This is a genomic window from Streptomyces polygonati (assembly GCF_042650325.1).
Lineage (GTDB): Bacteria > Actinomycetota > Actinomycetes > Streptomycetales > Streptomycetaceae > Actinacidiphila > Actinacidiphila polygonati.
In genome coordinates this window covers 397,008-409,877 of the sequence record NZ_JBHSBB010000009.1, presented here as the reverse complement: position 1 = coordinate 409,877, position 12,870 = coordinate 397,008, and the positions used below count along the sequence as shown (strand labels likewise).

General features: G+C 70.6%; 10 protein-coding genes and 1 pseudogene. 7 read left to right on the top strand and 4 right to left on the bottom strand.

The genetic code is table 11. The annotated features are described in order from the left end of the window. The first annotated feature begins 16 nt into the window (after window positions 1-16). The 3 genes and pseudogenes from ACFO3J_RS11985 to ACFO3J_RS11975 form a co-directional block, all read left to right on the top strand. The gene (locus ACFO3J_RS11985; protein ID WP_386429214.1) at window positions 17-613 is read left to right on the top strand and encodes a TetR/AcrR family transcriptional regulator; all 597 of its coding nucleotides are present in this window, start codon (window positions 17-19) and stop codon (window positions 611-613) included. 177 nt (window positions 614-790) lie between these two features. Beyond that, window positions 791-1,969 (top strand): alpha/beta fold hydrolase, encoded by a 1,179-nt coding sequence (locus tag ACFO3J_RS11980; RefSeq protein ID WP_386428933.1) that lies wholly within the window; start codon window positions 791-793, stop codon window positions 1,967-1,969. Continuing rightward, window positions 1,863-2,162 (top strand): annotated as a pseudogene (locus ACFO3J_RS11975) (hypothetical protein); the annotation flags it as partial. The gene ACFO3J_RS11980 and the pseudogene ACFO3J_RS11975, both read left to right, overlap by 107 nt. A 110-nt stretch (window positions 2,163-2,272) precedes the next feature. On the opposite strand, the gene ACFO3J_RS11970 reads toward ACFO3J_RS11975, so the two are convergent. The 3 genes from ACFO3J_RS11970 to ACFO3J_RS11960 all read right to left on the bottom strand — a co-directional run bounded on the left by ACFO3J_RS11970 (window position 2,273) and on the right by ACFO3J_RS11960 (window position 5,362). Continuing rightward, a complete protein-coding gene (locus ACFO3J_RS11970; RefSeq protein ID WP_386428931.1) occupies window positions 2,273-3,817 on the bottom strand; it encodes an amino acid permease in 1,545 nt (514 codons plus the stop codon). A 677-nt stretch (window positions 3,818-4,494) separates the two neighbouring features. Then, window positions 4,495-5,046, bottom strand: a complete 552-nt coding sequence (locus ACFO3J_RS11965) for a DUF6907 domain-containing protein (protein WP_386428929.1) — start codon at window positions 5,044-5,046, stop codon at window positions 4,495-4,497. Then, window positions 5,030-5,362 carry a hypothetical protein gene (locus tag ACFO3J_RS11960; protein WP_386428927.1) on the bottom strand — a complete coding sequence of 111 codons (333 nt, stop codon included), beginning with the start codon at window positions 5,360-5,362 and terminating at the stop codon, window positions 5,030-5,032. The genes ACFO3J_RS11965 and ACFO3J_RS11960 overlap by 17 nt, the downstream gene beginning before the upstream one ends. Before the next feature lie 292 nt (window positions 5,363-5,654). On the opposite strand from ACFO3J_RS11960, the gene ACFO3J_RS11955 reads away from it, so the two are divergent. Next, a complete protein-coding gene (locus ACFO3J_RS11955) occupies window positions 5,655-6,407 on the top strand; it encodes an XRE family transcriptional regulator (protein ID WP_386428926.1) in 753 nt (250 codons plus the stop codon). A gap of 380 nt (window positions 6,408-6,787) precedes the next feature. Here ACFO3J_RS11955 and ACFO3J_RS11950 read toward each other — a convergent pair whose 3' ends face one another. Then, on the bottom strand, window positions 6,788-7,624 hold the full coding sequence (locus tag ACFO3J_RS11950) for a siderophore-interacting protein (protein ID WP_386428924.1): 837 nt from the start codon (window positions 7,622-7,624) through the stop codon (window positions 6,788-6,790). A gap of 331 nt (window positions 7,625-7,955) precedes the next feature. On the opposite strand from ACFO3J_RS11950, the gene ACFO3J_RS11945 reads away from it, so the two are divergent. The 3 genes from ACFO3J_RS11945 (at window position 7,956) to ACFO3J_RS11935 (ending at window position 12,801) form a co-directional block, all read left to right on the top strand. Next, window positions 7,956-9,644, top strand: coding sequence for a cellulase family glycosylhydrolase (locus ACFO3J_RS11945; protein WP_449343645.1), 1,689 nt, complete (start codon window positions 7,956-7,958; stop codon window positions 9,642-9,644). A gap of 264 nt (window positions 9,645-9,908) precedes the next feature. Continuing rightward, window positions 9,909-11,618: an MFS transporter gene (locus tag ACFO3J_RS11940; RefSeq protein ID WP_386428923.1), complete on the top strand. Its 1,710-nt coding sequence runs from the start codon at window positions 9,909-9,911 to the stop codon at window positions 11,616-11,618. Window positions 11,619-11,757: 139 nt separating this feature from the next. Then, complete coding sequence (locus ACFO3J_RS11935) at window positions 11,758-12,801, top strand: helix-turn-helix transcriptional regulator (protein WP_386428922.1); 1,044 nt, start codon at window positions 11,758-11,760, stop codon at window positions 12,799-12,801. Window positions 12,802-12,870 lie beyond the last annotated feature (69 nt).

Genomic DNA, 12,870 nt, shown 5'->3' with positions numbered 1-12,870 from the left:
GCGCCCGGACAGCGGGATGAGCGCGCGCGAGGAACTGCTGGCGGCGGCGGCCGAACTCTTCACCACCCGCGGCTACACGGCCACCACTACCCGGGGACTCGCCGAACGGGCCGGCATGCGGCAGGCGTCGATGTACCACTACGTCGGCGGCAAGGAGGACCTGCTGGCGGAACTCCTGGAAAGCACCGTCACGCCCTCGCTGGCCCTGGCCCGGACCCTGCTCGCCGACGACACCCGCCCCGCCGAGGCCCGGCTGTGGGCCCTGTGCCGCTCCGACGCCGAACTCCTGTGCGCCGGCCCCCACAACCTCGGCGCCCTCTACCTCCTCCCCGAGGTCGCCTCCCCCCGCTTCACCGGCTTCCACCAGGCCCGCACCGCGCTCAAGTCCGCCTACGCCGACCTCCTCGCGGCCACCGCCCCCTGTGCCGCACTCCCCCCGGCCGACCTCGCGCTGCGCACCGACCTCCTCTTTGCCCTGATCGAGGGCCTCATCCTCGTCCACCGCTCCACCCCGACCCGCCCCGTCCCCGCGATGGCCGCCGCCGCGGCGGACGCGGCCCTCCGCATCGCGGGCGTCCCCTCCGACCGGCTGCCGGCCCTGCGTCAGCCCTGACCGGCGGTCCCCTCCGCCCCGCTGGAACCCCCTTCCCCCGACCCGGCCGGCGTCACCGAACGCGCCCGGCGCGGGAACGAGAACCGTGACTGGGCGTACTGACCGGACAGGTTGCTAAACCGCGGCCGGCTGACGATCGCTTGACCTGTACCGAGGTCCAGGGGCGAGGCTTGAGGCATGAGTGTGGCAGATGAGCTGTTCGGTATCGCGGACGTCTCGGCGTGGATCGGTCTGGCGCCCGACACCTTGCGGTACTTCGAACGTCAGGGGGTCGTACCGTCTCCACGGCGCGACAGTGCGGGGCGCCGCCAATACACCACGGCCGACGTCGAGCTGATCCGCATGCTGGTTCATCTCCGTGGGACGGGGATGCCACTGGCCGATATCGCGCAGTTCACAGGCGCCGACGACAACGTCACTGATCCGGCCAGGCTCCGAGTGGAGTTGCTGACGGCTCATCGCCGTCGCGTCCACGATAGACGCGAGGAACTGGACCGTGCGCTCGATGTGATCACTCGGAAGATCGCGGACTTCACTGATCGGATGACGAGTTCGGTGGACCTGCTCGACCGGCCGGACTGCACGATCGCCTTCGATGTCCAGGGTGAGGGGCCACTGCTGTTCCTCGTCGGCGCACCGGCTGGGCGCGCCGGTTTCGCAGCGCTGGCACATGAGCTTGCAGGCCGGTTTACCGTCGTCACACACGATCCGCGTGGCATCGGTGCCAGCCGCGCGGTCCCAGGGATGGCTGCGCCCACGCCCGAGGTCCTTGCTGAGGACCTTGCTGCACTTGTTGACAGGTTCACCGGAGAGCCCGCCCTGTTCGTCGGTACCAGTGGTGGTGCCGTGACACTGCTGGAGCTGGGCAAGCAGCATCCTGACGTGGTCGGCCGGGCCGTCTTGCACGAGCCGCCCCTCGTGTCTCTCCTGGATGACGCAGCCCTGGCGAGCCGAGCCGCAGCAGCGTTCAAAGCCGCAGAGGCTGATCCTCAGCGGGCAGTGCAGGAGTTCTTCGACCTCAGCGGCGCTGCCCACCACACAGGACCAGATCAGACGCCTCCCGCCCATATGGCGCTACCCGAGCTGGCGGGCGAGGAACTCGACAAGAATCGCTACTTCCTGGGACGGATGGCCGGCCCCACGGTCTTCTACGTCCCCGACATCGAGGCCATCCGTCGCGTTTCGGTGACGTTGTGCGCCGGCTCGCTGAGCCATCACCAGATGGCGCGCCGGGCGACCCAAGCACTCGCTGAACTTCTGGAGCTACCTCTGGTCGACATGCCCGGCAACCACCTCGGCGCAAGCGCCGAGCCGGCAGAGTTCGCCCACGTCCTCCGGCCCCTGCTCGAACCCTGAACACAACCCGCTGGCCCCTCTTGGCCGAACGGCCCAGGAGGGGCCTTGCCATGTCGCACCCCAACTCCGCACGGCAGGTGACGAGTACGACGAAACATGGTGCGTGCTTGACGTCGATGAGTTCACGGACACCGGCCAGGCAGTGGCGGACGCTTCCCGGCAGCAGATCAGGATCTTCCTGTCGAACCCCCGCTTCGAGCTGTGGTCGGCGAGAAGCGGTCCGCCGGGCGAGACGGCCGGCGACCCGTACCCGCGGCCGGGCGGCGGTGGACCGCCCGGACGGCGGCGGAACGGCGGCGGCTGTCAGGGTGCCGGTTCGGGGACCGGGGTCGGTTCAGGGAGGGTGGACGGGCGGGCGCGGGCCGCTCGCCAGGCCGCGCCCAGGGCTACGGCGCCGGCCAGGAAGAGGAGGGTGAACCACTGGAAGTACCAGTGGCCGCCCGAGGGGTCGTAGACGGCGGCGCGGGGCCAGGCGAGGTTGATGGTCATGGTGAGGCCGTAGAGGAGGGCGAGGATGTTGATCGGGATGCCCCAACGGCCGAGGGAGAAAGCCGGGTTGCCCAACTCGTCGGTCGCTGGGGCGAGTCCGCCGCGCAGACGGCGGAGGAGCTGCGGGCCGGTGACCATCGCGTAGGCGAGGTAGAGCATGACGATGCAGGTCGTGCCGATCGCCAGCCATGCCTCGGGGGAGGAGAAGCTGAGCAGGAGCAGGGCGGCGGAGAGGACACCCACCGCCAGCGCGGGGGCGGGCGGTTGGCCGGTGCGGGGGGAGACCCGGGCGAGGGTGCGGGAGAAGGGCAGTGCCTCGTCGCGGGCCATGGAGAAGAGCATGCGGGTCGCCGAGGTCTGGATGGCGAGGGTGGCGACGGCGACCGCCACGGCCACGTCGCAGAGCAGCACCTTCCCGAGACCGTCGCCGAGCCGGCTGGTGAGTACGTACGACAGGCCCTCGGTGCCGAGGCGGCCGTCGGTGAGGCTGGGGGCGGCCAGCAGAGCGGCGAGGACGAGCAGGGAGGCGAGGACGCCGGCCGCGGTGAGGGCGGACAGGATCGTGCGTGGGGCGACCCGGCGCGGGTGGCGGGTCTCCTCGCTCATCTCGCCCGCGCTGTCGAAGCCGATCATCACGTAGGCCGCGGCGAAGGAGCCGACGAAGAACGCCGAAGCGCCACCGCCGCCGTGCACGGTGACCGAGGGGGTCCGGTCGGCGTGGGTGAAGAGCAGCACGATGATCAGCACGGCGCCGATGATCTCCGCGGTGACGCCGACCCGGTTGACCAGGGACATCACCCGGTTGTCGAGCAAATTGACCGCGGTGGTGACGACGAGCAGGGCGATCCCCAGCACCGCCGCGTTGGCCGCGCCGTCCGACGAGACCGGCGAGGTATCCGTACCGATCAGCTGGAAACCGGACCACACCGCGGGCAGCACCACCTGGAGCGCGAGCGCCGCGGCGGCCACCACCACGATCTGGCCGAGGACCATGATCCAGCCCGCGTACCAGCCGAAGACCTTGTTGCTGAGCCGGCTCGACCACTGGTAGACGGCGCCGGAGATCGGGTAGCGGGCGGCGAGTTCGGCGAAGCAGGCGGCGACCAGGAGCTGGCCGATGAGCACCGCCGGCCAGGTCCAGAAGAAGCGCGCGCCGCCGAAGGAGTAGCCGAACGCGAAGAACTGGAAGACGGTGGTGAGGACCGAGATGAAGGAGAAGCCGGCCGCGAAGGACGCGTAGCGGCCGAGGCTGCGGTGGAGTTCCTGGCGGTAGCCGAAGTCCGCGAGGCCGGCGGTGTCCTCGCTGTCCGGGCCGCTGGGCGGGTCGGGGCGGATGTCGGAAGGTGCGGTGGCGGCCATGGCCATGTCCCCCTGTCACGAATTCCTGTCGGGCGACAGAAATTAGGGACCCGGTGTTTCACCACGATGACACGTCCGTGTCCGCCGCGGGCCGAACTCCTCACGGGGCCCTCCGGGGGTTTCGGTGGGTGGGGGCGGGGGTGCGAACGGGGGTGTGGGGGCGCGCGCCCCCTGGTGGTGCGGTTGCCCCGGCGGCGGCCCGCCGGGTCCGCTTGCCGCGGTCGCGCGGGGTTATCGGGTCCGCACGCCGTGCCCCCTGCGGTCGTCTCCGGACCGGCGAGGCGGACGACGCCGATTGGTACCGCACCCAGTACGGCCGTCTCCGGGCAGGAGATCAAGGAGCTTCGCGCACTGCCGGACCGCCCGGCGGGCATGCGGATGATGCCCACCGGCCGGACCATCGCCGACGAGTGGACCAGGGCCCAGGACGGCGCCGCCCGCCGCGAGCTGTTGCACGGCTACCAGGTCCGGGTCACGCTGTGGCCCACCGAGTTGCCGGGAAGCGTACGGCCCCCTGGCCATGTCCGGCCCCCACCCGGGCGGGCCACCGGCCCAACACCCTCCGGCCGGCCGCGTGACCACCCCCGCACCACCCACGCGGCGAAAAAGAGAGGGCCCCGGCCGCGGTGAGGGGGATCAGCGGCCGGGGCGGTGGTGGGGGAGGGCTGTCGGGCATGTCAGGTGGGATGGTGTGCGGTCCAGTCCTCCCGGTAGGCGATGAGCCGGGGCCGGATCTCGTGGTCCAGCCGGTCGGCTTGGGCGCGTAGCGCGGCGGCGAACCGGGCGAGGTCGGCGGGGGCGAGGCCGTTGATCCAGTAGTCCTCGATGAGATGGACGTTGACGACCGGTTCGGGTGGTTCGGCGCTGCCGGTGTCAGGGTTGCAGTCGATACTGCCCGCGAGGATCGCCTTTTCCTCCCCCGGGCCGTATCCGCCCGGCGCCACCCGGATGAGCTGACCGTCGAACGGGGCCCGGTGGCTGATGTCGGCGAGCACGACGGGCAGAGTGTCCGGCCGCACACCTGTCTGGCTCGGGTTCTCCTCCGCCCAGCCCGGCAGATAGCCGGTAGCCGTGTATCCATTGGAGGTCGTGATCGTCCAGGTCCGCCCGGCGGCACGGACACGGCACCGAGGACGACGGGCTCCGGAGCGCGACCGCCTTGATCCTCCGCCCGCACACGTGGCGCGGTCCGCTCCGCCTTCTCCACGGCCGTCACCGGACGATCTCACGGTCGATCACGGCCACCGCCGCACGCGCGTTTCCGCTGTCACCGGTCACCGGCAACCGCTCGCCCCGGCTCTCGGCAACCCGGATCGCGTCCCGCAGCGCCTCACTCAGGCGGGCGACCATGTTCCGCAGCTCCACCTCGGACGGCTCCTGCTGGGCCAGCAACTTCACGGTGTAGCGGAGGAGTTCGCGGCCCTTCCCGAGCTGCACGGCCTCAAGGTTGTCCGCCAGCCGGGACAGGAACGAGTCCCTGGAGTCCGTGTCCAGGTAACACGGCGTGCCGTTCTCACTGGACCAGGGAAGCAACCGCCTGTTCACGCGGCCCCCCGACCTGGGAGGAGCCGTGTGCGGTCGCTCCCATCGCTCGTTCGGTGACGGGGTCGGAGCACAACCACGTCCGTTTCAGCGCCGAGATTCCCGGCGGCACGGGCTCCAGCCCGCCACCGGTTGAGCCGTTGATGCTCTGTACAAAGCTTCATAAGCCGAGCGTGACCCACCGAAAGGGCCTTTTCACTGACAGTTCCGGGACACCCGGGCCGTCGCGGCGCTACCTTCTGAGAACGCCCAAACGTCCCGTGGAGCCACCTTGAATTCTGCCTTACGCAGTGCTATGTCCGACGCTGGCCTTTCATCACGCCAGCTTGCCATGCGCGTCGGTGTATCGGGCAAGACGGTGGAGCGGTGGATCTCTGATGAAGACTTGATCCCGCACGCAAGGAACCGAGAAGACGCTTCACAAGCGCTGGGAGTTGATGCGGCGATGCTGTGGCCGAAGGCTGTCCGGAACTCGATCAAGCTCGGCGCGGACCGGGAGATCATCCGCTCGTACCCCTACCGGTCGGCCTGCCCGTCCTCGGTGTGGGGCGACCTGATCGGGGATGCCCGGTCGGAGCTGTACCTGAGCGGGTACACCAACTACTTCCTGTGGCTTGAACAGCCTCAACTCGTCGAGACGCTGCGACGTAAAATCGAGACAGGTGTACGCGTCCGCGTCCTGCTCGGTGACCCGGACGGCGAGGTGACCAGGCAGCGTGAGGCAATCGAGAGCGTGGCACTGACCGTGTCCATCCGCATCCGGATCACCCTTGAGCACTTGGCCAAGCTGGGCGCTCTCGAAGGGCTTGAGGCCCGGTTCAGTGCCCCGCAAGACGCGATGAACCACGTCTCGCTGTCGGTGTTCCGCTTTGATGACGACGCACTTGTCACGCCCCACCTGGCACGATTGGCGGGCCATGACTCCCCGTTGCTGCACCTTCGACGCACCGGGCCCGGCGGGATGTTCTCGCGATTCTCCGAGCACGCCGAAGAACTCTGGGAGCGCGGTGCCAAGATCTCACCTGCCTCGACATCCATCTCATCATGACGAGCAACACCTCACAGCGACGTCCCAAGAGGTTTTCGCGAGTAGCTTGCTCCGAGACTGTGCATAGAGGAAGTGCCCGGGGCACGGGGAACTGCGCGGCCAGCCGTCGCGGCGCGGCAGCGGGTCCGAATGCTCCGCCCGTTGCGGTCGGTTTCGGGCCGCTCGCTGTGCTGGGTGATCGTTGGCGGGCGGCGCGGCGTGTTGCCGCCGATGGGGGCATCCGCTCCGCGGCGCCGCAGCCGGCCGCTCCGCGCGCGGCGGACGCCGGGCTTCCGCGTCTCGGCCCCAAGCTCCGGGGCCTCCCGCCGCCCCGGGGCGCGGGGCCCGCGGCCCCTCCGCGTGTGCCGCGTGCCCCCGGTCCCGGCCCCCAAAAAAACAACTCACCCCTCCTGTTCCCGCTCCACCTCCGCGTTCCACTCCCGCTTCGACGCCTGCCAGCCGTCCTCGTCGGCGCCGCGGCGCCAGTAACCGGAGATGGACAGGCGGTCGCGCGGGATCTTGCGGTCCAGGCGGAGGTGGCGGCGCAGTTCCTTCACGAAGCCGGCCTCGCCGTGGACGAAGACCTGCACGTCACCCGGCGGGAAGTCGAGGGCGGTCACCGCCTCGACCAGGGACGCGCCGACCGGGCCGCCGCCGCGGTGGAGCCAGGCGATGTCCGCCTCGCCCGCGGTGGACAGCTTCTGCTCGTCCTCGGGGCCGGACACCTCGACGAAGACCTTCGCGAGGGCGCCCGGCGGCAGCTGCTCCACCGCGGCGGCGATCGCCGGCAACGCGCTCTCGTCGCCCGCCAGCAGGTGCCAGTCGGCGGCCGGATCGGGAGCGTACGCACCGCCCGGGCCCGAGAAGTGGATGCCGTCGCCCGGACGGGCCTTCGCCGCCCAGGGGCCGGCCAGCCCTTCGTCGCCGTGGTGGACGAAGTCCACGGTCAGCTCCTGGGAGTCCTCGTCCCAGGCCCGCACCGTGTATGTACGGGTCCGGGGCCACTGCTCGCGCGGCAGGTCGCGGCGGATCGCCTCGATGTCCAGCGGCTCCGGGTAGGCCACGCCCTCGGGCGGGAACAGCAGCTTGACGTAGTGGTCGGTGAAGGCGCCGATCTCCGGCGGGGTCGCCGGGTCGACACTCAGCACCACCCTGATCATGTGCGGGGTGAGCCGCTCGGTACGCACGACGGTGGCGTGCTTGGGCGTGGGGGTCCTGCGCTGCGGTCGGTCGGCCATGGGTTCCCCGCTTCTCTCGCTGATCCAACTTAGGTAAGCCTAACTGATGGCGGAAATCAACCACCGCCGCAAGAGCGGAAAGGGCAACGGGGTCCGCGCCAGGGCCCCTTCACTTCATGGCGGCAGTCGTACCTCTTGACGTACGCCGCATCCCGCCGCTTTCTTGTAGGGGTCTTTGGGAGCGCTCCCACGCCGCTCGCCCGCCCGCACGGCCCCACCCCGCACCGAAGCGTTCCGTCCCCCCACCGAGAGGAATCGCCACGTGTTCTCCTACCCGGGCTCACCGAGCCCCCCGCGCAGTGAACCGAAGCGACCGCGCGGTCCGATCGCGCTGCTGGCCGCCGCTGTCGCGGCGGCGCTCCTCGCGCTGTTCACCCTGACCGGCCAGTCGTCGGCCACGGCGGCCGCGACCCCGGTCGCCGTCCCGGCCGCAGCCCAAGCCGCCGCCGCGACCGGCAGCGGCTACTGGCACACCAGCGGGCGGCAGATCCTTGACGCGAACAACCAGCCGGTGCGCATCGCGGGCATCAACTGGTTCGGCTTCGAGACCAACAACTACGTTCCCCACGGCCTCTGGTCGCGCGACTACAAGAGCATGATCGACCAGATGAAGTCGCTCGGTTACAACACCATCCGGCTGCCGTACAGCGACGACATCTTCAAGGGCACCCAGCCGTCCAGCATCAACTACTCGAGCGGCATGAACGCCGACCTGACCGGCCTGAACTCGCTCGGCGTGATGGACAAGATCGTCGGCTACGCGGGTTCGATCGGGATGCGGGTGATCCTGGACCGCCACCGCCCGGACTCCGCCGGTCAGTCGGCGCTCTGGTACACCGCGTCGGTGCCCGAGTCGACCTGGATCACCAACCTCAAGGCCCTCGCCACCCGTTACCAGGGCAACACCGCGGTGATCGGCATCGACCTGCACAACGAGCCCCACGATCCCGCCTGCTGGGGCTGCGGGGACACCAGCGTGGACTGGCGGCTGGCCGCCGAGCGGGCGGGCGACGCGGTGCTGGGCGTCAACCCGGACCTGCTGATCTTCGTCGAGGGCGTCCAGTCCTTCAACGGCGGCTCCACCTGGTGGGGCGGCAATCTGCAGGGCGCCGGACAGTACCCGGTGGAGCTCAACGTGGCCCACCGGCTGGTCTATTCGGCCCATGAGTACGCGACCAGCGTGTCCCAGCAGCCGTGGTTCAGCGACCCGACCTTCCCGGCGAACATGTCGGCGATCTGGGACAAGAACTGGGGTTATCTGTTCAACCAGAACATCGCCCCGGTGTGGGTCGGTGAGTTCGGCACCACCCTGCAATCCACCATCGACCAGACCTGGTTGAAGACGCTGGTGCAGTACTTGCGGCCGACCGCCACCTACGGCGCCGACAGCTACCAGTGGGCGTTCTGGTCCTGGAACCCCAACTCCGGTGACACCGGGGGCATTCTCAACGACGACTGGACGACGGTGAACACCACCAAGGACGCCTATCTGGCCGGCATCAAGGCGCCGGCCTTCGCCGCAGGGGGCGCGAGCGGGGGCGCCAGCGGCGGTACGTCGTCCGGTACGTCGTCCGGTACGTCCTCGGGCACCTCCTCCGGCACCTCCTCCGGTACGTCGAGCGGCACCTCGGCCGGCACCAGCAGCGGTACGTCTTCCGGTACGTCCGCCGGCACCACCACCGGTACGTCCGCCGGCACCACCGGCGGCTCCGGCACCAAGAGCTGCACGGCCAGCCTGCACATCGACAACCAGTGGAACGCCGGCTTCACCGCGACCGTCACGGTGACCGACCCGGGCCCCTCGGCCGTCGCCGGCTGGACCGTCGGGTGGACCTGGCCGGGCGGGCAGCAGGTGACCAGTGGCTGGAGCGCGGACATCAAGCAGACGGGCGCCTCGGTGACCGCCAAGAACCTCTCCTACAACGGCGCCTTGTCGCCGAACGGCTCCACCAGCTTCGGTCTGCAGGCCAACGCGACCGGCGCGTTCACCGTACCTGCCCTGAACTGCACTCCTTCCTGACGCTCGGCGAAACGCACCCGGTACGGTCCCCGGCCGGCGGGCCCCACCTTCGTGGGGTCCGCCGGCCTCCGCCGTCCCGGGCGGGACGGGCGGGCCGTACCCCCCACGACCTCGCCGATCCGGAGAAACCACCTCGTGCGCGCCCTCTAGGCATACCGACTGGTCGGTACTAACCTCTGCCCAAATCGGACCCGGGCCCGGTCATCGCCGTCCCGGCCGCTCCGAGGTCATCGATCGGTTTCCCGTAACTCCAGGAGGGGCCGCATGTCAGCCACCCCGACGTCCTTCCACGCAGACAGACCCGGGCCGGGGGCGCCGGCCGGCGCCGGTGCCCGCACCGCGCTCTCCCGGCTCTACCGCCGCGACCTGGCCGCATACCCCGCCACCGGGCGCCGGATGGCCTATCTCGCGATCGTGGTGCTCACCACGGTCGTGCTGTACTACATGCTCTACATCCAGTACGCGGTGGCCACTTCGATCATCACGCACTTCGGCATGACCTACCGCTACTTCGTGTGGGTCTCGGTGATCGGCAACGCGGTCGGCGCCTTCGCCTCGCTCGCCGCCGGCCTGGCCGACCGCTGGGGCCGGGCGAACATGGTGGTCTACGGGCTGCTGATCGCCGCGCTGCTGGTCTTCTTCGGTCTGCCGAACGCCGGCGGCAAGGCCGCATACCTGGTGCTCTTCGCGCTGGTCAGCATCATCGAGGGCGTCGTACTGGTGGCGACTCCCGCCCTGATCAGGGACTTCTCACCGCAGCTCGGCCGGGCCACCGCGATGGGCGCCTGGACGATGGGTCCGGTCATCGGCAGCCTGGTGGTCACCAGTGTCACCAGCGGCACCCTGGACAGCTCCAGCTGGCAGGACGAACTGCGCTACTCGGCGATCTCCGGGTTCATCGTCTTCGTGGTGGCGATCTTCGCGCTGCGTGAGCTGTCGCCCCGGCTGCGCGACCAGATCATGGTGAGCCTGCGGGACCGGGCGCTGGTCGAGGCCCGTGCCAAGGGCATCGAGCCGGTCGCCGCCGGGCGCGGCGAGTGGCGGCAGATGATGCGGCTGGACGTGACCGGCTCGGCGCTGGCGATCGCGCTCTTCCTGCTGCTCTACTTCGCGGCCGTCGGCAACTTCGTGGTCTACTTCGCCACCACCTACGGCTACAGCGAGCAGCGGGCCAACGCGGTGGCGAACTGGTACTGGGCCGCCAACGCCATCGCCCTGGTGGTGGTCGGCCTGCTGTCGGACCGGATCAAGGTGCGCAAGCCGTTCATGATCGTCGGCGCGCTCGGCTCGATCGTGATGACGGCGGTCTTCGCCACCCGGGCCACCCATCCGACCACCGACTACTACACCTTCGCCTGGCTGTTCGTCGGTATCGGTGTCTTCAGCGGGGTGGCCTACGGGCCGTGGATGGCGAGCTTCACCGAGACCGTGGAGAAGCACAATCCGGCCGCGACCGCCACCGGCCTGGCGGTGTGGGGCTGGACCATCCGGATCGCGGTCGCCGTCTCGACCGCCTTCATCCCGGTGCTGGTCACCTCGGTGACCCCGCTGGTCGACCACGGGCCGCAGGTGACGGCCGCGCAGCAGCAGGCGGCGCCCGCGCTGGCCATCGTCAACGCCCATCCGCGACTCTTCGCGGAACTCGCCAAGTTCCCGCCGGGCAAGCCGCCCGCCGCCCTCGGCGCGCAGGCGATGCAGGAGGTCGGGCCGGCGGATCTCGCGGTGGTGCAGAAGGCGCAGCCGCAACTCGCGGTGCTCACCAAGTACGGGACGAAGGTGGCGAAGGCCGCGCACGACGGTCCCGGGCAGTGGCGGGACTGGTGGTGGATCTGCGTCGGCGGTCAGGTGCTGTTCCTGCCGTTCGTGTTCCTGATGGCCGGACGCTGGAGCCCGAAGAAGGCCCGCGAGGACGCCGAGCTGCACCAGCGGGCGGTCGACCAGGAGTTGGCGGCACTGGCCGCCGAGCGGGCCTGAGGCCTCGCACGCCCGCATTCGACGTCCTACTGACGGGATGTCACGAGGGCGGCCGCGGCGCCGATTCGGCGCCGCGGCCGGCGGTGACAACTGGCGAATACCGGGTCTTGACAGGGGGCGGCGGCTAGAGTCCCCGATCATGACCGAACGTCCGTTTGAGGCACTGGGGTTGAGCGCCGACGCGGACCGGGCCTATCCACTGCTGATCGCCACCCGCGGGGTGGCGGGACGGGATCTGGCCCGGAAGCTGGGGGTGTCACCGGAGCGGGCCGAGGCCGCCTGTCAGGAGCTGGCGTCCCGTGACCTGGTCCGGCTCGGCCCGGACGGCCGCTGGTATCCGCTGCCGCCGCAGTCCGGCCTGCTGCCGCTGGTCGCCCGTGCCCAGGAGCAACTCCGGTACGGCCGCGAGCTTCTGGACCGGCTCGGCGTCGAATACCAGCGGGTGCACGAGGGCCATCGCGCCGAGGAGATCGTCCAGGTGGTGGAAGGCGCGGCAGCCGTGCGGCGGCGCGTCGGCGAGGCACAGGCCCAGGCCCGGGCCGAACTGGCCATCCTGGCAAGGCCGTCGACCCGGCCGGGCGGGGACGATGTGCTGGCCTGCCCGGCCGGAGCGGGGACGGCTCCCGGGCCCGGGACGTTCACGACGGCCGGTGCCGGTCCGACCGCGGACGCGACGCCGCCTCGGTTACTCCGCCGTGTGCTCGTCGAGCGCGCCGGACTCGAGGCCCTGGGCGATCTGGCTTCGGCGGTGGCCGACACCACGCACATCCGGGTGGCCGAACGCGTACCCGTCCGGATGTGCATCGCCGACCGCGCGCTGGCCCTGCTCCCGCTCGCCACCGACGCCCCGCTGCCCGACCCGGTGCTGCTGGTGATCCGGCCCAGCGGCCTGCTCGACGCGCTGACCACCCTCTTCGACACCCTCTGGGCGGCCGGTGTCCCGCTGGTCCGCCCCGACCCCGAACGCCCGCGCGACGCGCTGCGGCTGCGCATCCTCGCGATGCTGGTCAGCGGGAGCACCGACGCCGCCATGGCCCGCTCGCTCGGCGTCGCCGTCCGCACCGTGCAGCGGCACATCGCCGCGATGCAGCGCGCCGCGGGCGTCGACAACCGCGTCCAGCTGGTCTGGCACGCCGCCCGCCACAACTGGCTGGACGACAGCCGCTCCGAGGACGACCGGTAGGCCGGCCGGAAAGCAGGGGCGGGACACCCGGCCGGGACGCTGGCCCGGGAACCGGCCCGCCCGCGTCCG

Bases quoted from the DNA above. Each gene is read 5' to 3' on its own strand.
- ACFO3J_RS11940 (WP_386428923.1), top strand. From the start codon at position 9,909: ATGTCAGCCACCCCGACGTCCTTCCACGCAGACAGACCCGGGCCGGGG.
- ACFO3J_RS11955 (WP_386428926.1), top strand. From the start codon at position 5,655: ATGTCCGACGCTGGCCTTTCATCACGCCAGCTTGCCATGCGCGTCGGT.
- ACFO3J_RS11935 (WP_386428922.1), top strand. From the start codon at position 11,758: ATGACCGAACGTCCGTTTGAGGCACTGGGGTTGAGCGCCGACGCGGAC.
- ACFO3J_RS11980 (WP_386428933.1), top strand. From the start codon at position 791: ATGAGTGTGGCAGATGAGCTGTTCGGTATCGCGGACGTCTCGGCGTGG.
- ACFO3J_RS11985 (WP_386429214.1), top strand. From the start codon at position 17: ATGAGCGCGCGCGAGGAACTGCTGGCGGCGGCGGCCGAACTCTTCACC.
- ACFO3J_RS11950 (WP_386428924.1), bottom strand. From the start codon at position 7,624: ATGGCCGACCGACCGCAGCGCAGGACCCCCACGCCCAAGCACGCCACC.
- ACFO3J_RS11970 (WP_386428931.1), bottom strand. From the start codon at position 3,817: ATGGCCGCCACCGCACCTTCCGACATCCGCCCCGACCCGCCCAGCGGC.